At 30.3% G+C, this 18,983-nt stretch carries 26 protein-coding genes; 21 read left to right on the top strand and 5 right to left on the bottom strand.

The window, feature by feature from the left end; genetic code table 4:
- Positions 1–45 precede the first annotated feature (45 nt).
- On the bottom strand, positions 46–1,146 hold the full coding sequence (gene ychF / locus EXC34_RS02575) for a redox-regulated ATPase YchF (protein ID WP_129687786.1): 1,101 nt from the start codon (positions 1,144–1,146) through the stop codon (positions 46–48).
- A 63-nt stretch (positions 1,147–1,209) separates the two neighbouring features.
- Complete coding sequence (locus EXC34_RS02570) at positions 1,210–1,881, bottom strand: potassium channel family protein (protein WP_129687785.1); 672 nt, start codon at positions 1,879–1,881, stop codon at positions 1,210–1,212.
- A gap of 74 nt (positions 1,882–1,955) precedes the next feature.
- On the opposite strand from EXC34_RS02570, the gene EXC34_RS02565 reads away from it, so the two are divergent.
- On the top strand, positions 1,956–3,536 hold the full coding sequence (locus tag EXC34_RS02565; RefSeq protein ID WP_129687784.1) for a TrkH family potassium uptake protein: 1,581 nt from the start codon (positions 1,956–1,958) through the stop codon (positions 3,534–3,536).
- Between the two features lie 165 nt (positions 3,537–3,701).
- Here EXC34_RS02565 and EXC34_RS02560 read toward each other — a convergent pair whose 3' ends face one another.
- The 3 genes from EXC34_RS02560 to EXC34_RS02550 are packed head-to-tail and all read right to left on the bottom strand — an operon-like array spanning position 3,702 to position 6,002.
- A complete protein-coding gene (locus EXC34_RS02560; protein ID WP_129687783.1) occupies positions 3,702–4,025 on the bottom strand; it encodes a hypothetical protein in 324 nt (107 codons plus the stop codon).
- A complete protein-coding gene (locus EXC34_RS02555; RefSeq protein ID WP_129687782.1) occupies positions 3,979–4,317 on the bottom strand; it encodes a hypothetical protein in 339 nt (112 codons plus the stop codon). The genes EXC34_RS02560 and EXC34_RS02555 overlap by 47 nt, the downstream gene beginning before the upstream one ends.
- A gap of 29 nt (positions 4,318–4,346) precedes the next feature.
- On the bottom strand, positions 4,347–6,002 hold the full coding sequence (locus tag EXC34_RS02550; protein WP_129687781.1) for a glycosyltransferase: 1,656 nt from the start codon (positions 6,000–6,002) through the stop codon (positions 4,347–4,349).
- 300 nt (positions 6,003–6,302) lie between these two features.
- On the opposite strand from EXC34_RS02550, the gene EXC34_RS02545 reads away from it, so the two are divergent.
- The 20 genes from EXC34_RS02545 to rpsH all read left to right on the top strand — a co-directional run bounded on the left by EXC34_RS02545 (position 6,303) and on the right by rpsH (position 18,976).
- On the top strand, positions 6,303–7,358 hold the full coding sequence (locus EXC34_RS02545; RefSeq protein ID WP_129687780.1) for a hypothetical protein: 1,056 nt from the start codon (positions 6,303–6,305) through the stop codon (positions 7,356–7,358).
- 136 nt (positions 7,359–7,494) lie between these two features.
- Entirely contained in the window at positions 7,495–8,340 is an 846-nt protein-coding gene (locus EXC34_RS02540) for an MAGa7180 family putative nuclease (protein ID WP_129687779.1), read from the top strand.
- Entirely contained in the window at positions 8,309–10,642 is a 2,334-nt protein-coding gene (locus EXC34_RS02535; RefSeq protein WP_129687778.1) for a UU173 family protein, read from the top strand. Before EXC34_RS02540 ends, EXC34_RS02535 begins: the two co-directional genes overlap by 32 nt.
- On the top strand, positions 10,629–11,084 hold the full coding sequence (locus tag EXC34_RS02530) for a Sua5/YciO/YrdC/YwlC family protein (RefSeq protein ID WP_129687777.1): 456 nt from the start codon (positions 10,629–10,631) through the stop codon (positions 11,082–11,084). The genes EXC34_RS02535 and EXC34_RS02530 overlap by 14 nt, the downstream gene beginning before the upstream one ends.
- 383 nt (positions 11,085–11,467) lie before the next feature.
- A complete protein-coding gene (gene rpsJ / locus EXC34_RS02525) occupies positions 11,468–11,794 on the top strand; it encodes a 30S ribosomal protein S10 (protein WP_129687776.1) in 327 nt (108 codons plus the stop codon).
- A 52-nt stretch (positions 11,795–11,846) separates the two neighbouring features.
- A complete protein-coding gene (gene rplC / locus EXC34_RS02520) occupies positions 11,847–12,650 on the top strand; it encodes a 50S ribosomal protein L3 (RefSeq protein ID WP_129687775.1) in 804 nt (267 codons plus the stop codon).
- A gap of 2 nt (positions 12,651–12,652) precedes the next feature.
- Positions 12,653–13,630, top strand: coding sequence for a 50S ribosomal protein L4 (gene rplD, locus EXC34_RS02515; protein ID WP_129687774.1), 978 nt, complete (start codon positions 12,653–12,655; stop codon positions 13,628–13,630).
- Positions 13,630–14,058 (top strand): 50S ribosomal protein L23, encoded by a 429-nt coding sequence (rplW, locus tag EXC34_RS02510; RefSeq protein ID WP_096385897.1) that lies wholly within the window; start codon positions 13,630–13,632, stop codon positions 14,056–14,058. The genes rplD and rplW overlap by 1 nt, the downstream gene beginning before the upstream one ends.
- Before the next feature lie 70 nt (positions 14,059–14,128).
- Complete coding sequence (rplB, locus tag EXC34_RS02505) at positions 14,129–14,974, top strand: 50S ribosomal protein L2 (protein ID WP_004421679.1); 846 nt, start codon at positions 14,129–14,131, stop codon at positions 14,972–14,974.
- A complete protein-coding gene (gene rpsS, locus EXC34_RS02500) occupies positions 14,974–15,249 on the top strand; it encodes a 30S ribosomal protein S19 (RefSeq protein ID WP_129687773.1) in 276 nt (91 codons plus the stop codon). Before rplB ends, rpsS begins: the two co-directional genes overlap by 1 nt.
- Positions 15,249–15,584: a 50S ribosomal protein L22 gene (gene rplV / locus EXC34_RS02495; RefSeq protein ID WP_004421681.1), complete on the top strand. Its 336-nt coding sequence runs from the start codon at positions 15,249–15,251 to the stop codon at positions 15,582–15,584. Before rpsS ends, rplV begins: the two co-directional genes overlap by 1 nt.
- Before the next feature lie 11 nt (positions 15,585–15,595).
- Positions 15,596–16,249 (top strand): 30S ribosomal protein S3, encoded by a 654-nt coding sequence (gene rpsC / locus EXC34_RS02490; protein ID WP_004421682.1) that lies wholly within the window; start codon positions 15,596–15,598, stop codon positions 16,247–16,249.
- On the top strand, positions 16,249–16,680 hold the full coding sequence (gene rplP, locus EXC34_RS02485; RefSeq protein WP_004421683.1) for a 50S ribosomal protein L16: 432 nt from the start codon (positions 16,249–16,251) through the stop codon (positions 16,678–16,680). Before rpsC ends, rplP begins: the two co-directional genes overlap by 1 nt.
- A complete protein-coding gene (rpmC, locus tag EXC34_RS02480; protein ID WP_004421684.1) occupies positions 16,680–16,874 on the top strand; it encodes a 50S ribosomal protein L29 in 195 nt (64 codons plus the stop codon). Before rplP ends, rpmC begins: the two co-directional genes overlap by 1 nt.
- A complete protein-coding gene (gene rpsQ / locus EXC34_RS02475; protein ID WP_004421685.1) occupies positions 16,874–17,140 on the top strand; it encodes a 30S ribosomal protein S17 in 267 nt (88 codons plus the stop codon). Before rpmC ends, rpsQ begins: the two co-directional genes overlap by 1 nt.
- Positions 17,140–17,508 (top strand): 50S ribosomal protein L14, encoded by a 369-nt coding sequence (gene rplN / locus EXC34_RS02470; RefSeq protein ID WP_004421686.1) that lies wholly within the window; start codon positions 17,140–17,142, stop codon positions 17,506–17,508. Before rpsQ ends, rplN begins: the two co-directional genes overlap by 1 nt.
- A 16-nt stretch (positions 17,509–17,524) precedes the next feature.
- Positions 17,525–17,842 (top strand): 50S ribosomal protein L24, encoded by a 318-nt coding sequence (rplX, locus tag EXC34_RS02465; protein ID WP_129687772.1) that lies wholly within the window; start codon positions 17,525–17,527, stop codon positions 17,840–17,842.
- Positions 17,843–17,844: 2 nt separating this feature from the next.
- Positions 17,845–18,390 carry a 50S ribosomal protein L5 gene (rplE, locus tag EXC34_RS02460; RefSeq protein ID WP_096385906.1) on the top strand — a complete coding sequence of 182 codons (546 nt, stop codon included), beginning with the start codon at positions 17,845–17,847 and terminating at the stop codon, positions 18,388–18,390.
- Positions 18,391–18,392: 2 nt separating this feature from the next.
- Complete coding sequence (locus tag EXC34_RS02455) at positions 18,393–18,578, top strand: type Z 30S ribosomal protein S14 (RefSeq protein WP_004421689.1); 186 nt, start codon at positions 18,393–18,395, stop codon at positions 18,576–18,578.
- Between the two features lie 2 nt (positions 18,579–18,580).
- On the top strand, positions 18,581–18,976 hold the full coding sequence (gene rpsH, locus EXC34_RS02450) for a 30S ribosomal protein S8 (protein ID WP_004421690.1): 396 nt from the start codon (positions 18,581–18,583) through the stop codon (positions 18,974–18,976).
- Positions 18,977–18,983: the final 7 nt, after the last annotated feature.

Below are 18,983 nucleotides of genomic sequence, written 5' to 3'. Positions count from 1 at the left end.
TGGCGAAAAAGTTGTATTGAATTGTAAAATGAATATATTAGTAAATTATTTGTTAAATTTAAAGTGGCAAATATCACCATCTTTCATAACATAATTTTTACCTTCGGATCTGATTTTTCCTGCTGCTTTGACAGCAGCTTCTGATCCATAAGCGATAAAGTCATCATAATTTATAATGTCAGCTTTAATAAATTTGTTTTCAAAATCACTATGGATAATACCTGCACACTGGGGAGCTAACATTCCATTATTAAAAACTCAAGCCCTAACTTCAATTTGACCAACTGTGAAGTAGGTTTTTAGATTTAGTAAGTCAAATGCTTCGCGGGTTAATAAATCTAATCCACTGAATTTAATTTGATAAGAATCGAGCCATTGTTTTGCTTCGTTTTCATCAAGTTGTGAAACTTCACTTTCTAATTGAACGCAAATTGGTAATATTTTCTCGTTTTGGTTGCATGAATTTTTAAATTTTATAAAAAAAGCATCATTTTCATAGTTTGATATTTGTTGTGCTGACAGGTTGGCTACATAAATCATTGGTTTGTAAGTTAGTAAATGATATGATTTGATAATTTTTAATTCTTCTTGAGTTAAGTTTTCTAAGGTTCTAGCGGCAAGACCATTTTCAAGTTTTTCTTGTAATTTTAGGCAAAGATTTTGTTCTAAAATTGCAGTTTTATCGCCAGATTTGGCTTTTTTTGCAATTCTATTTAAAACATTTTTAACTGTTTCAATGTCAGCTAAAATTAACTCCATATTAATTACATCTTTATCATTAACAGGGTTAACTTCATTTGCAACGTGCATTATATCTTTGTCTTCAAAACATCTTACCACGTGAATTATTGCATCTACTTCTCTAATATTGCCAAGAAATTTATTTCCTAGCCCTTCACCTTTAGAAGCGCCTTTAACTAAGCCAGCAATATCAACAAAATCAAATGTAGCAGGAACAATTTTATTTGGATTAACAAGTTTTGCTAATTCATAAAGTCTTTTATCTTTAAGAGGCACTGAACTAATGTTTGGTTCAATAGTTGTAAATGCGTAGTTAGATGCTTCAACTTGATATTTTGTTAGCGCACTAAAAAGAGTGCTTTTACCAACATTTGGCAAGCCAACTATACCAGCTTTTAATGACATATTTCTCCAATCTTATTTTTACTTATTGATTCATTTTTCTAAACAATAAGTAAAAATTAAAAATTAAACTTTATTTAAAATTTCAAAAGCACGAACAACATCATTTACTTTACCTAGGATTGTTATTAAATCTGCACTTTGCAACATTGTAAAACCGCTAGGTAAAATTGTTTCTGAATTTCTTTTTATTAATACAACACTTAGTCCTTTTTCAATAAATTTACAATCTTTCAGAGATTTATCGAAGTATTCGGGATTGGTAAGTGAAGTAGTTCCCATCACAAAATTATCACCCAATTCTTGAAGCCCCATTGAATATTTAGCAAAATTTGGATTAGCCGCAAGAAGTGCTGTACGCATTCCTGCTTCTTGTTCTGGTTTGATAATAACATTGACACCTATTTGTTTTAAAACATTGGCATGGCGCTCAGAGTGCGCACGAGCAATAATATTTGTAACCTTAATTTCAGTTAGTGCTGCTACTATTTCAATATTATCGTTGGTTGCAACAACGACCATATCCATATTTTGAATCCCAAGTGATTTAAGTGCCTTTGGCTCGGCAGCGTCAGCCACAACCAATTTATCAACTAATTCTGAGTAGTGTGTTAGGTTCTTTTCATCTTTGTCAACTACTAAAAGCGAAACATTCATATTTAGTAACTGCTTAATAACGGCATCGCCAAATCTGCCAACGCCAATGACACAAATATTTTGAACAACTTTTTTCTTCATGATGCTCCTTATATATTAATTAATTATATTTTAGTTTATAAATAATTTTAAAATAATGTAATAAAATTAAGACTATGAGCAAGTCTAAACTTAAACGTCATTGAAAAAATGGTGAAATTAAGCAAAAAATTTTAAAATTTATTCATAAATTGACCAAAATTTCGGGAATAAGAATAATTTTTCTAAGTTATATTGCAATAATCATAATTTGTAGCTTAATTTTATATAGTCCAATTTCTCAAACAGGTAAAAATCATGTTGGCTATTTTGACGCTTTATTTATTACTGCTTCTTCATTTAGTGACACTGGATTAGTCACTAAAACTACTTATGATACTTGAAATGTTTTTGGTCAAGCGGTCATAGCGATTTTAATTATGATAGGTGGCGTTGGAATTTTTTCGCTTAAGATATTTTTTATATCGATTTTATTTCCAAAAGCAAAGAGTTCAATTAATGAAATGAGTATGAGCGCTCATGAACGAGGTAGTGATGACTTTGGGACTGCTAAAAAAATTATAATTCGTTCACTTTATTGTTTATTTTTCATAACTTTTATCTTTGGTTTTATATTAACTTTTTACTTTTATTATGCACAACCATGAGCATTAGGGCAATTTAAAGAACTTAATGGTTTAGAAACTACTTATTCAAGCACTAATGGCGACTATCGATTTATTTCACCTTATAAAGATTGAAATTTAGCATTCAGATATGGGTTTTTTCATACTATTTCTGCCTTAAATAATGCCGGTTTTGACATTATTGGTCAAAACTCTATCATGTCATATTATCACAATATTGAACTGCAAGTCATATTCATAATTTTATTTGTAATTGGTGGATTAGGTTTCCCAGTTATTTATGATCTTACAAACTACATTAAATATAAATTTAAAAACAGAAAAAAAACACACCGTAAATATGTGTTTAAACTTATTACTAAATTAAGTGTACTAACTTATTTTATAACTACATTTATTGGTTTTGCGCTAATGCTGACTTTTGAATTAGCAGCCCGCAATAGCGCAATTCATTTTTGAGCGCAAAAAGACCATGGCAATTGAGTTGAGAAAACTTGGTCATTATTATTTTTAACTTTATCTACTCGTTCTGCTGGTTATTCATCAATTAATTTGCAAACACTTTCGCCAGCAAGCATACTAGTTATGACCATTTTAATGTTTATTGGTGCTGGACCAGTATCAACAGGTGGTGGAATTAGAACTACTACTTTAGCAATTCTATTTCTTTCTTTATGTTCAAGGGTTGCGGGACGTCATAGTGTTCGTGCGTTCAAGAGAAAAATTAGTGATGAAACTGTTAAAATGAGTTCAATAATTTTTAGTATTTCACTTCTTTTAATATTTGTTGCAACATTTATTGCTTATTCAAGCGCGCCAGTTTATAATGGTCAAAAATCAAGCGCTGAATATGGGTTTGTTCACTTAATCTTCGAAGTGTCATCTGCTTTTGGAACTAGTGGTCTAACAATAGGGGTGTCTGAAGAATTAAATATAGCTTCAAAAATCACATTCGTTTTAGTAATGTTCATAGGTCAATTTGGAATCAGCAGCAGTATTCTTGTTTGAGGCGGCAAAAAAACATACAAATATCACTATGATTATGTTCAAGAAGAAGTAATGATAGGTTAAATTTAATCAAAAAACTCGCTTTATTTGCGAGTTTTTTCAATTCAATGGAAAAATGAGTATATAAGAAAAAATTTATGAATATTTTGGTCTATTATATTGCTTTAAAATAGATTTAATAATTGAAAAATATGTTTGTTTGTTGCTTGTAATTTTGAATCAAATATATTAATTTTCTAGTTCAATGATTCAATCAACCACTTGTTGGTGGTTTTCAATAAAATCATCAATAAAGTATGAAAAATTAAATAAATTATTCAACAAAAATTGTGTTTTTAAATGTGCTGGAACCAAAAAACTAAACATACTGTCTATATTACATAGATTTTCTATTTTTTCGATAACCTTGTGAATATTTGATTCATTTATATTTTCAAGTAAAATTTTGAATTTATAAGGCTTTATATGATGTATAAAATTGTCGTCTTGAATAGTAATAAAGTCTTTAACATCAATTTTTACTATCGAAATAATGCCCCCCCCCCTCTTCATAAATAGCATTTATTGACTTGGAAAATTCACTGTTGCAGATGGTTGGATTTAATAGAATTCCTTTCAATCCTAAGTCGTTATATAGCTTACCATTTAGAATTGTTGATTGGTGTTGTTCGATGACAAAATTTATGTTTTCTAGGTCATTAGTTAATGCTAATGGAGAGTGAATTGCGGGAATTATAAATGAAATTTTAGGCAAAGTATTTTTGTTTTTAGCTACTTTCAAAATCTTTTTGTTAATTAATTTATTTATATTTTTAATAAATATTTGCGACTCATAAAAAGACATATTGCAATTTAATTTGAAAAATAATTCCATTATTTACCTCTCTGTTTACAAATTTTTACAACTTTATTTAATGCAAATTTATTTTTAAATTTATTGTTCGCGAAACCTTCAAATTTTATACTTGAAACTCGTTTTAAGTTATTTGAATTTCCTAAAATAGTAAGAACAACTGAAGAAAAAAGCCCGATAATAAAGATAATATTAAATAAAAATATTTTATTTACAAAAATTAAACTGATTAATGCAAATCCTAGCAATATTTCAAATCAAGAAGCTTTAATAAATGCTTTAAAATCTATTTTTGTATTATTTTTAGGAGTTACAACAAATGTTGGTTTTTTACCAAAAATGGTTAAAAACATTGATTTAAGGTTTATGTAAAATAGTGAGTAAATCAAAAAATGAGACATTATTAAAAATAATATAAACCTTGGAAATGAAATGTATTTATGTTGAATTAGCATTTCTTTGACTCAAGGAGCGATTATAAAAAAACAAGATACAATCGTGAAATATTTGCTTTTGAAAAATAAGTCCTCGTTTAGATAGTAAATTGAAATATTAAATAAAGTAAATAAAAATCCAAATAATACAAGTAGATATATCATTGAAAAACGATTTAGCAAGTCAAATTTTAAAAATCACGAAATTTTTGATTTAAATATATTTTGGATAACACTTTTAGAAAAGAGTTGCATATCACCACTAACAAATTTAGATTGACGCTTTTTAAAAGCTAAATAGTTAGTTGGGAATTCTTCTCCACAAATAATATCGGGAGCAAAATAAACATAATAACCTTTTGCCAAAATTGTCGCCGAGAAAGCGTTGTCCTCTGAAACTAAATGTGGGAAACCTCCAGCGGATTGATAACACTCTTTAGAAATCATTGCACCATGACCAAATAATGTAACTATTGATGTGTGATTTTTAGCGGTTAAATTAGCTGTTAATCCAGAAATAATTGATGTATCAAAGGTTTTTTGAAAATCATTTAAAGCATTTATTCCGCGATGATTAGCTTGTAGAACGCCTATGTTTTTAAAGTGATAAAAATATTTTAGTGCTTGCGTTATGAAATTTGATGGAATTACTTCATCTGAGTCTAGAATAACAAAATAGTCTCAATCTTTATTGTTTAGAAAATAATTATTTATATTACCTGCTTTAAAACCAACTTTGTTTATTCGCCTAACAACACTAACGTTTTTGTGTTTCTTTGCAAAATTATCAATTTTTTCAATGTATTCTGGTGATTTTGAATCATCTAAAATTACAACTTTGAAATTTTCATAATCTTGCTTCATTGAAGATAATAAAGCATTTTCATTGAAATCGTCACAAGTGCAATAAGCTAAAACAATTTTATGTTTATTTTTTTCTATTTTAATTGAGTTTATTTTATTGTGCAAAGCTTTAATTATTTTTCTATTTTTTATGTACCATAAAAAACTAAATAAATCATATGAGCCATTAAATCAAAAATATAAAATTATTAAGAAATTTAAACAAAAAAATATTATTGAAAAAATTATTTTTACATCATTAATTTTACTTAAACCATAGTTATTAATAACGTTTTGGTAAATTATTTGAAAAACAAAATACCCGCCAATAACACCCAGAAAACAAGCAACAATTATTGAAATAATGAATATAAAAGGACTTTTCTTTATGTTTTGCATAATACCCCTACAAACACTTCTATATTTTAATTTTTAAATAACAAAATTTATTTAAATTATATTACAAAACATATTTTCCTTTTTATTGAAAAAATATTGAAATAAGTGATTTTAAAGACACTTTTTATTGAAAAAATTGTGTTTTTTTAATTATTTTTTAATTAACAATTTATTTTAGAGTAAGATTTAAACATTAATATTATTTAGGGGGAAATATGTCAAAAAAAATCAACACTAGTTAGATTCTATTTATCAGAATTCTTCGATAAAAATAGAAACTTATCATTCAATCTTAAAAAAATGGGTCAGAAAAAACACTTAAACTTTAAAACATTTGCTGAAGCTTTGAATGAATTTATTAATCAATCAATGAAATTAGAACAAAAAACTAAAGTTTGATTCCACCGTGATGCAGCCTTTAGAGGAACTGCGGGTGTTGAAATGGTTAAAACTATTCTTGAGCAACTAAAATCAAATTCTGTTAAAGATGAGGATGCAATCGAATACATTAATAAAGAAGAATTAATTGAAAAATCAGAATCTAAAAAAGCTAAAAAATCTAAAAAAGATACTACTAAAACAACTAAAATTAAAGAATCTAATGCAAAAAATGATGCAATGCTAACTCAAGAAGAATTTGACAAATTAATTGAAAATTCAATTATTTACGTTGATGTTAAGAATGCTAGAAAACCAATTTTAATCTCTAAAACAAGAGTTAAAACCGATTCAGTGTTAAAACTTGTTGTTGAATCTATTGCAGTTACTGGTGATGTACATGCTTTTGTGTTTTACCATTTTGAAAAAGATGGTTTTAGCTCGAAAACTACAAAAGCTACATTCAATTATCTACATGCAAAAGAAGGTGTTGATAAAATTTACCCTGCTTGCGATGCTGTGACAGATGAAGAATTCCTACAATTAGTAGCAAGCGCTAAATTATATGTTGACTTAAAAGACAAACCAACTGCAATTGAAGTTGGCGCAAATAATATAAAACTTGATGAAGCACTAAGACTTGAAGTTATTGATGTTAATATCACTGTAAATAAGGCTTTTGTAAATTACAAACTATGAAAAGGTACACATTCAACAGAAGTTTTAAAAGCAAAATTCGACTTTGATAAATTAGAAGAAAAATCAGACAAATTGTACGCGTGTTCAAAATGTATGTTAAGTGATTCAAAAACATTTGATGAAATCACAGAAAAAGATGTTATGATTGAAAAAAATGAAATCAAACAAAAACATCACAACACGCTATCTGACTACATTTTAGTTTGAGCTTTATTATTATTTATTACTGGAATAGCAATTTCGTTGATAATTCTTATAATTGGCGGATTTATTCGTTAAAAACTCCTTGGTGAGTTTTTTTATTGCATTTTTTTCAATATTGTTAATTGAAAAAAATATGAAAAAATTTATCTTTTTGTAAATTTACAGTATTATATTAATTATAAATTAATTAATATAATAATAGAGGCGGAATATGCGTAAATATAATGGTGTGCACTACGATTTAGATATTAGAAGTCAAACTGTAAAATTGAGACCGGAATATAACAATCAGCTTTTGTCAAATGAAACTGGTTCTTTCAATGGTTTTAAAAAGTTTGGTGGCTCTTCAATTGGCAATATTTTTGAAACAGACCCATTCAAGGGCAAATTTTTAGCTTTTTTACATATGGCAAGATTAGCAATGCCGGTTTTCAAACAAAAATATGTAAGAGCTGGAGAAGCGGTTGAACCCAAAATTTTTGATGCATTAAGAAAACAAACTAAAATCGAAGATATTCAACACATAGTTGCCAAAGATGTGGGTTATGATTATTTTAAAGATAAACATTCAATAGTAGGGGGAGTCCCTGACGGCTTGATACCTAGCAAAAAAATTGTTTTAGAAATGAAATCTGTTCAATCTAAAAAAAGAGATTTATGAATCAAAGATAATGGGATGAATTTACCGCTAGATTATCGAAAACAAGCTGAATTATACGCTTATTTATTGGGATATGATAAGTATGTAATTGTTGCTGCTTTTCTAGAAGAAAATGATTATTTTGACCCGCAAAATATCAATATATTTGAACGTCACATCGAATCATTTGCCTTTTCAGTTGACCCAAATCGTTCTAAGGATGATTTGCAAAAAATAATTGATTTTTACAATCACTATTCAAGAACTGGCGTTAGTCCAATTTATGACGCGAGAAGAGATGCTATGGTTGTTGAATATCTAGCTTGTCGCAATGAAGAAGAATGATTTAATTTATTTACTAAATGAAAAGCTTTAGGAGAAATAGATGAAGATATTGAATTTTCAAAAGTTAGATAAAGAAAAAGATGTTGTAATTACTTTTAACCATTATCGCGATAGTTATATCACACAAGATTATTTTGTCTGAGCTCCAAAGGATTCAGATGGCTTATACAACATCCCTAATATTGACGCAAATGAGTTTAAATTGTATGAATTAGAAAAAACAAATGAAGCTAAATCATCAACTACAATGCATAATTTCGCTTTTAGTGATATTGAAGATGATGAAGAAGATGAGCTGTTAGACAAGATTTACAAAAACCAAAATGAAGCCTTTTTATCTAATGAATGAAACTATAAATCTGAAAACAAAGGAATGTTTGAAAAAGCGTACTCTCAAGCGGTGGACTTTTTGATTAAAAGTATTGATATTTCAATTGAAAAAGTTAAATTTAATAAAAGAATCTATACAACGGAAACACTTCATAATGCTAATCAAAACATAATTGATTTCGTTTTTAATGACGATAAAGAATTGATTATTGATCCCGTTTTTGTCTATAAAGTTAAGACTAAGGAAAATTTTTACGTTAAAGCCACTTGTTTTGCTTATGATAAAACATCCAAAACACTATTTTTATATAAACCAACATCAAGCACTAAAATAAATGATTATTTAACAGCACATTTCGTTTATAACACTGCCATTAATTGCGGTTTAGCAGTTCAAAATGTGAAATTTATCATTTTTGACCCTAGTCCAAATCACTATAAAAAAGGCATTATTTCATTTGTTTTTACAGAAGGAATCCAATCTTCGCAATCAACAAAATCAGTTAGCAGAAAAGGAGTTACTTTATATAAAGAAGAAAATGAAATTAAACTTTCTGAGCAAATTAATGCTGGTTGAGTTATGCAAAAAGGTATTTGCGAGGGCATGCCTACTACTATAATCAATGCAGTTAAAAATAATTTAGTTTGAGCTAACCCGCGCCAAAATAAGGATGGAGATCTAAGTAAGTTAAAATACAATAAAAACGAAAAATGTGTTTTATTTGATTTTGACCAAAAGATTGAAAAAATAATTGAAGCACGTCAAATTACATTGCCTTTGTATTCAGAAGTTAAAAACGGTGTAACGACATTTAGTGTGCTAAATAGTGATACATCTTGGGCAAAAAATAAAATACTAAATAACACAATAAAAAACTTGTATTTAGGCGATAAATATCTATTTTCAGCTGGCCACAATGGCTGCAACGCAGCTCAAAAAGGAATCCTTGACCAAAACTATATAAACATTGTAAAAAGTAATGTAGATTCATTGTACGCATTTCCAAACTATTTCAGTTCTGAGGCAATTGAATTAATTAGCACTCTTTTAGTTAAAGACCAAAGCATTGTATGGTATGACTATGAAGGGGTAACAAATTTAATTCCATTATTCGATAATTTAAAATCTTGAAGACAAGTCCCTAGTCAAGTTTCAGTAATTAAGACTATTAATGGGGCGGTAAACTATCAAAATGATATCGTTAAAGATCCAAAAAATCTTGAATTAATTGATTTAGTTGAGATCATATTAGAGGTTTATCAAAATAAAGCCGATAAATATGTTGTATTCAATAAAAACTATGAAAACTCAAGAAACCTTGAAATTCGTGATTTTGTTGAAAAGGAATACAAAAAATCCAATAAAGCATTCATTTATGAAATGGAAAAGCGCAACATTAAAAGTTTTTTAGAATTTCAATCAATTGTTTTGCACATAATAAACAATACTTTTGACCTTCTTTGATTTTTTAATAAAGCCGAAAAACCAATCAGTTCAAATAATTTAATTTTTGGCACTAAATATGTGCCATATTCAAAATACCACAACCCAATATTTGATTTAGATTTTCAAAATTTTACAGGCACTCTTGATGATTATGTTAATGTATGCAAAAATGCCCAATCTCAATTAAATAAAGGCATAAACGATATAAGATTAATTCGAATTGTTGAACTTTTAGGATTCACAAGTATTAAAAAACTTGAAAAAATGATTAGTAAAAACAAGTACAAATATCGCTTTTCAATTAAAGAATATGCCAATTTAGACGTTAAAAATGGTTCAATGGCGCTAGAAATTGCTATTAGTCGTTCATCGGGTATGATTGGTGAAACTCAATGAAATGCCAAACTTGAAAGTCTTAAAGAATACTGTCACAATGACGTTGTTGCAATGATAGTTGTTTATGAATTTATTTTAAACTATATTGCTTCTGTTTTCCCCAATATACTCGATTTTGAATTCAAAATAGAAAAAAATCAAATTCTAAAATTGGATTTTGACAACAAAAAATTAATGGCGGTTAATAATGAAATACAATAATTTGTTTATTTCTAGTACAGATACTGTTTGTGGAATAGCGGGGCCAATTTGTGAGCAAACCCTTGAGCAAATTTACACACTCAAAAAACGAGGTAAAACAAAAAAAATAATAATATTAGTTGGCTCACTTGAACAAGCACGCCAATTTAGTCAATGAAACAATGAAGCAGAGGAATTTGCAAAAAAATATTGACCCGGCGCTTATAGTTTGATAGTCAATAATCAAGGTTTTCGAATGCCGAACCAACCTAAATTATTAGAATATTTACTAAAAAATGGCCCAGTTTATATGACAAGCGCTAACATTTCGGGGCAAGTCCCAATCGAACTCAAACAAGCACAAGACGTTTTTCCGCAAATTAAAAATATTTACGATTTTGGCCCTAGTTCGGGTCAGCCAAGTAAAATTTATAATTTAGATACAAAAACCTGAATTAGATAAAATTGCGTTTAATATTGGCTTAAATATAAAATAAATGTTAATTATTAATATTATATTTACTAACAACTCTTCTTGGTGTTTAGTAAATTTTTTTGTTTTTTAGCTTAAAAATAAATGAATTGAGCAAGAATGCTAATTAAAACTTTGAATTTAACTATTTTTTAAAAAAATGCGATTTTAACCATAAAATCGCGCAAAAATGCATTTTTTATTACAACTTCTTTTGGTGTTTAGATACCAAGCAAAAAATTTAAACTTTTTATTAGGGAAAAAAATATTTTATTATAGAATATTAAAGCAACTATACGGTGAAGCATAAGGTTGTTACTAGGCCATAAGTTGTTGAGGACCTTGTAAGTAATTTATGTGGAGTATGTTCGCTTATGAACAAAGGAGACAACGTGAAAAAAATTAATATCAAGTTGAAAGCCTTCGAACATGAACAAATTGATTTTGCCGCAAAAAAAATTATTGAAATTGCACAAAAAAACAATGTTAAGTTCTCGGGACCTGTAGCTGTGCCTACAAGAAGACACCTAGTTACAATTCTTAGATCAGTTCACATTAACAAAACATCTCGTGAACAATTCGATGCTAGAGTACACCAAAGAATCGTTACTCTAATTGATGCTGATACTAAAACTCTTGACATGATTCGTCGTTTCGAATTACCAGCAGGAGTTCAAATTAGCGAAATTACACAAAAATAAATCCAACTTCAACGAAGCAATGGTCGTTATAAATTAACGTGAAGGAGAAATTATGAAAGGAATCTTAGGACGTAAAGTTGGTATGACACAAATCTTTACAGAAACTGGTTTATCAGTTCCTGTAACTGTTATTGAAGTTAAACCAAATGTTGTTACAAAAGTTCTAACAGATGCTAAAAACGGGTACGTTGCAACTCAATTAGCTATTGAAGAATTAAAACAAAGCAAAGTTTCTAAACCACTAGCTGGTCAATTCAAACAAGCTAACACAACACCTAAGCGCTACATTAAAGAAATTCGTGGCATGGAAGGTTACGAATTAGGACAACAAGTTAAAGCAGATATTTTTACATCTGGACAACTTGTTGACATTACAGGTATTTCAAAAGGTAAAGGATTTGCTGGTACAATTAAACGTTGAAACCAACACATCGGACCTAAATCACACGGTGGTGGTGGTGGTAGCCAACCTGTAAGACAAACTGGTTCACTTGGTGATATTGCCGGTAACAAAGTTTTCAAAGGTATTACAATGCCTGGTCATTTAGGAGCAGTTCAAACTACAGTTCAAAACCTAGAAGTTGTTAAAGTTGATACTGTAAATAACTTACTTTTAGTAAAAGGTTCAATTCCAGGGCCTAAAAAATCATTTGTGATCATTAAAGAAGCAATTAAAGGACTTCCAAACCACAAACCAGTTGTGCTTGTTGATGTTGAAGAAGTTATGAAGATGAATGAATTACTTGAAAGAGCTAAAAAAGTTAATGTTGAAGTTAAAGTTGGTATGCATTCAAGCGAACTTGAACCTCTAATTATTGAAGCTGAAGCACAAGCTGCTAAAGAAGGAGATAACTAATTATGGCTGTTAATAAATTCTATTTATCAGAAAAATTTGACAAAGAAAGAAATATCTCATTCAACCTTAAAAAAGAAGGTCAAAAAACATCTAAAAACTTCAAAACATTCAAAGAAGGATTAGAAGCATTCCAAAAAGCAGCATCTAAACTAGAAGGTGAATCAAGAGTTTGATTCCACAGAGATGGCCAATTTTCAGGTTCTACTTCATCAGCAAAAATTGCAAACATTATTGATACACTTACCACTAAAAATATTAAAGATGAAGATTCAATTAAATTCTTAAATGATGAAAAACTAGTTGATGTTGCTGAAGAAAAAGCAAAAACAACTAAAAAACCTGCTGCTAAAACAGCTAAAATTGAAAAAATCGATCCAAATGCAAAATTTGCATTCGACTCTTCAAAACTTCCAGTTGAAGTATTTGGATTAGAAAAAATTTATGAACAAGCAATTTTTGACACAATTCTATCAGAAAGAGCTTCAAAAAGACAAGGTACTCACTCTGTTAAAACTCGTGCAGAAGTTAGAGGTGGTGGTAAAAAACCTTGAAGACAAAAAGGTACTGGACGTGCTCGTGCAGGTTCAACAAGATCTCCTATTTGAGTAGGTGGTGGACGCGCATTTGGACCTAGAACCGAAAGAAACTACTCAATTAAAGTTAACAAAAAAGCTAAAAGAGCTGCATTCTTTAGTGCACTTACCTTATTAGCTAAAGACAACGCAGTTGTTGTAGATGACTTTAAATTAGACACTATTTCAACTAAAGCTGCTGTTGCTAAATTACAATCTTTAAATATTGCTAATGTAAAACATGTTTTAGTTGTTTCTGACAATGACACAGTTTACAGATCACTTTCAAATGTACCAAACGTTGCTGTTATTAAACCAAGTTCAACAACAGTTGAAGCATTAATTTGAGCAGACGTACTTGTATTATCAACAGAAGGATTAAAAATTTTCGAAGGGAGAGCTAAATAATGGAATTAACTCAAGTTATCCGTAAGCCAATTCTTACCGAAAAAACAAACCTTTTACAAGCACAAAATAAATACACTTTTGAAGTAGATTACCACGCAAATAAATTCCAAATTAAACAAGCTGTTGAATTTATTTTCCAAGTTAAAGTTGTATCAGTTAACACAATTAAAGTTGACAAAAAAGCTAAAAGAGTAGGTCGTTTTAATGGTTTTACAAACCGTTACAAAAAAGCTATTGTTACTTTAGCACAAGACGATAAAATTGTATTTTATCCAAATGAAGCTGAAGCACAAGACGAAGCTAAAAAAGAAATTAAACAAGCAAAAGCTAAAGCTCAAAAACAAGCTGACGCAGATGCAGAAGAAAAATTAGCACAAAAAATTGCTGCTAAAAAAACAACAAAAAAAGCCGCTAAAAAAGAGGCTTAGTCAAAAGAGGAAAATAGTAGCTGCTTAAAAGACAAAATTCCTCGAATATTTTTAAGCAAGGAGAAATGACATGGCAATTAAACATTATAAGCCAACTACAAATGGTCGTCGTAATATGTCTTCTCTTAACTACTCACAAAACCTATCAGGACATGCTCCTGAAAAGTCATTACTAGTAATTTTAAAAAATAACGCTGGTAGAAACAACCAAGGTAAAATTACAGTAAGACACCACGGTGGACGTGTTAAGAGATTTTATAGAATAATCGACTTCAAACGTAATAAAGATAATATTCCAGCAGTAGTTAAGTCAATTGAATATGACCCAAACCGTTCAGCTAATATTTCATTATTAGCATATGCTGATGGAGAAAAAAGATACATTCTTACACCTAAAGGTCTTAAAGTAGGCCAAAGCGTAATTTCTGGAGAAAACGTTGATATTTTAGTGGGTAACACATTACCATTAGCTTCAATTCCAGAAGGTACATTAATCCACAACATTGAAATGCAACCAGGCGGCGGCGGAATTATTGCTCGTTCAGCTGGTACAAGTGCTCAAATTCTTGGTAAAGATGACAATGGAAAATACGTTGTTCTTCGTCTAAAATCAGGTGAAACTCGTCGTATATTAGCACGTTGCCGTGCAACAATTGGTGAAGTTGGCAATGAAGAACACTTGCTAGTAAACTTAGGTAAAGCCGGAAGAAACCGTCACATGGGTGTTAGACCTACAGTGCGTGGTTCTGTAATGAACCCTGTAGATCACCCACATGGTGGTGGTGAGGGTAAACAACCTATTGGACGTAAATCACCTCTTACTCCATGAGGTAAAAAAGCTCTTGGTGTTAAAACTAGAAAAACTAAAAAATCTTCAAACAAATTGATTTTAAGAAGAAGAAAGGATGCTAAATAATGGCTCGTAGTCTTAAAAAAGGCCCATTTGTCGACGAACACTTGATGAAAAAAGTGCTAGCAATCGTTGAAGGTGGCGCAGCTAAAAAACCTATCAAAACTTGATCAAGACGTTCAACCATCTTCCCAAACTTTGTAGGTTTAACATTCCAAGTTCACAATGGTAAAAGCTTTATTGATGTTTATGTAACAGATGACATGGTAGGTCACAAATTAGGTGAATTCTCACCAACAAGAAACTACACAGGTCACGGTGCTGATAAAGGTAAAAAATAATGCAAGCAAAAGCACACATTAAAATTCAACGTGTTAGCGTTCGTAAAGCCGCTCTAGTTGCTGCTCTATTTAGAGGCAAAGACGTAAGAGAAGCTTTAGGTATCTTACACAACACCAACAAAAAATCAGCATACCTATTTATTAAACTAATCAATTCAGCAGTTGCTAATGCAACTAATAACCATGGAATGGATGCATCTAAATTATTTGTTAAAGAAGTTATAGTTAATGAAGGACCAACACTAAAAAGATTTCAACCTCACTCACAAGGTAGAGCATTCTCAATTTTCAAACGTACATCTAATTTATCAGTAGTATTAGAAGAAAGAAATTAAGGAGCACAAATATGGGACAAAAAGTTAATCCAAATGGATTTAGATACGGTGTTACAAAACAACGTAGAACAACTTGATTTGCTGAAAAAGCAAATTATGGCGCACTACTTGTGCAAGATGACAAAATTTACAAATTCTTCGATAAATTAGTACGTAAATACCAAATCGGTCAAGTGGAAATTTCAAGAACACAAGCTAATAAAGTAACAGTTTATCTACACGTTGCTAATCCAGCTAAAATTTTAGGTGAAAATGGAGCAAACATTCAAGCTCTAAATGTACAATTACACAAATTTATTAAAGATAAAGCACTTGATATTAATTTACAAGTTATCCAAATTGCTAAACCAGAACTTAATGCACGTTTAGCAGCTGAAGCTATTGCGGTTAGATTAGAAAACCGTGAAAGCTTTAGAATCGCACAAAAATACATTATTAATGATGCTTTAAAAGCAAGAGCAAAAGGTATTAAAACTGCTGTTTCAGGCCGTTTAAATGGTGTTGATATGGCGCGTACTGAAGGTTATTCACGTGGAGAAATGAAACTACACACATTACGTCAAGATGTTGATTATGCTCAAGCAACTGCGCGTACAACATATGGTGCAATTGGTGTTAAAGTTTGAATCTCTAAAGGTGAAATTTTGGAAGGTGGTAAAAAATAATGCTACAACCAAAAAGAACCAAATATAGAAAACCTTTCGTTTTAAGTCATGATAAACGTAAAGCTCATAAAGGAAACAAAGTATCATTTGGAGAATTCGGTTTACAAGCCGTAACTTCAGCTTGAGTTGACTCACGTCAAATTGAATCAGCTCGTATCGCGATTACTCGTCGTATGGGTCGTGAAGGTCAAGTTTTTATTAGAATTTTCCCTCACTTCCAAAAAACTTCTAAACCAATTGGTGTTCGTATGGGTTCAGGGAAAGGTTCACCAGACAAATGATATACACCAGTTAAAGTTAACACAATGATGTTCGAAGTATCAGGTGTTAAAGAAGATATTGCTCGTGATGCCCTACGTTTAGGTGGTCACAAACTACCAGTAAAATGAAAAATTATTACTAGAGAAGATTCACAAGGAGGTCAACAATAATGCTTTACAAAGATATCAAAGCTAAATCAGCTGACGAACTTAAAAAACTTGTTAATGACCTAAAAGCTGAATTATTAACATTACGTTTTAAAAATGCAACAGGACAACTAGATCACAGCCACAAAATTCAAGCTGTTAAAAAAGACATCGCAAAATGCTTAACTGCACTAAGTCAAATGCAAGGAGACAAATAATGGAAAGATCGACACGTAAAAGCCTTATTGGTAAAGTTACTTCAGTTCGTGGTGACAAAACTATTTTTGTTGAAGTAGAAAGCTACCGTTCACACAACTTATATTCAAAACGTTATAGAGTTGTTAAACGTTTCGCAGTTCACGATGAAAAACTATTAGCTTCTGTTGGTGACATTGTTTCTATTATGGAAACCCGTCCATTATCAAAAACCAAACACTTCCGTTTAGTTGAAATTAGACAAAAAGCTGCTAGAGGTGATGAATAATGGTTATTGAATTATCAAAATTAAAAGTTGCAGATAACTCAGGAGCTAAAGAAGTAGGTTTAATTAGAGTGTTAGGCGGTTCAAGAAAGAAAACTGCTAACATTGGTGACATTATTGTGTGTTCAGTTAAAAAAGCATTACCAAATGGTGCTGTTAAAGAAGGTCAAGTTGTTAAAGCGGTTATTGTTAGATCTCGTTATGGTATTAAACGTCCAAACGGTTCACATATCAAATTTGATGACAATGCTGTTGTAATTATTAAAGAAGATAAATCAATGAGAGGAACTCGTGTTTTTGGACCGGTTGCTCGTGAATTACGTGACAAGGGATATTTAAAAATTGTTTCTCTTGCGCCAGAAGTTTTATAAGAAAGGAATCTAAAATATGAAATTCAAAGTTAATGATGAAGTAGTAGTTATTTCAGGTTCTCACAAATGAAAACAAGGCCGTATTATCAAAGTTGATGCAAAAAATAACACTGTATTTATTAAAGACGTAAATGTTCAAACCAAACACCAAAAACCAACTCGTGGCGGTGAAGGAGCAATCAAAAAACAAGAAGGTCCAATTCATGCTTCAAATGTAGCTGTTATGGCTAAAAAAGGAACAAAAACTTCTGCACCAGTAGTTTCAAAAATCGGTTACACAATTAAAGACGGCAAAAAAACAAGAATTATCAAAAAAACTAACAAGGAATATTAATTATGCAAATTAAAAAACATTACTTAGAAACAGTTGTGCCTGCATTAATGAAAGAATTCAACTTCAAATCAATAATGCAAGTGCCTCGTATTGAAAAAATTGTTTTAAATATGACAGCCGGTAAAGAAGTAACAAACTCAAAAGCTATTGAAGAAGTTTTACATGAATTAACCTTAATTTCTAGCCAAAAACCTTTCCAAACAAGAGCTAGAAAATCAAATGCTTCTTGAAAATTAAGAGAAGGTATGCCAATGGGCGGAAAAGTTACACTTCGTAGAGACAGAATGTGAGACTTTTTAGAAAAATTAATCCACATTGCTATGCCTCGTATTCGTGATTTTCACGGTGCAAATCCTAAAGCCTTTGACGGTAGAGGGAACTATTCATTAGGAATTAAAGAAGAAATCATCTTCCCAGAGATTGATTTTGACAAAATTAGAAGAATTAAAGGATTAGACGTACAAATAATAACTTCAACAAACTCAGATGCTGAAGCTAAAAAATTATTAGAACTAGTTGGTATGAAATTTGCTAAAGGAGATAAATAATCATGGCTAAAGTTTCATTAAAAGTTAAACAAAAAAAACACGCCAAATTTTCAACACGTGCTTACACACGTTGCGAACTATGTGGACGTCCACACGCTGTTTTAAGAAAATTCAAAATTTGCCGTATTTGCTTCCGTGTTAAAGCACACGAAGGTCAAATTCCAGGCTACAAGAAAGCGAGTTGATAATTATGTTTATTACAGATCCAATTTCAGACATGATTGTGCGTATTAAAAACGCTAACCAAAGAAAATTCAAAACAGTTCTAATTCCTTTTTCAAACAAAAAAGCAAAAATCCTAGACATTCTTTTAGCAGAAGGATACATTCAAGATGTTACAATCAAAGGCCAAGGCGTTGAAAAAATGCTTGAAGTATCATTAAAATATAAAGGAAATCAAAGAGCAATCATTGATTTTAAACGTGTATCAAAACCAGGTCTAAAAGTTTATTCATCAGCTGCGGACTTGCCAACAGTATTATCAGGCTATGGAACAGCTATTATCTCTACTTCAAAAGGGATGATGACTGAAAAACAAGCGCGTAAGGAAAATGTGGGCGGTGAAGTTATCGCTTACATTTGATAGGAGGTTA

The organism is Mycoplasmopsis bovigenitalium (assembly GCF_900660525.1).
GTDB classification, from domain to species: Bacteria; Bacillota_I; Bacilli_A; order Mycoplasmatales; family Metamycoplasmataceae; genus Mycoplasmopsis; species Mycoplasmopsis bovigenitalium.
This window is presented reverse-complemented; position numbering and strand designations above follow the sequence as displayed.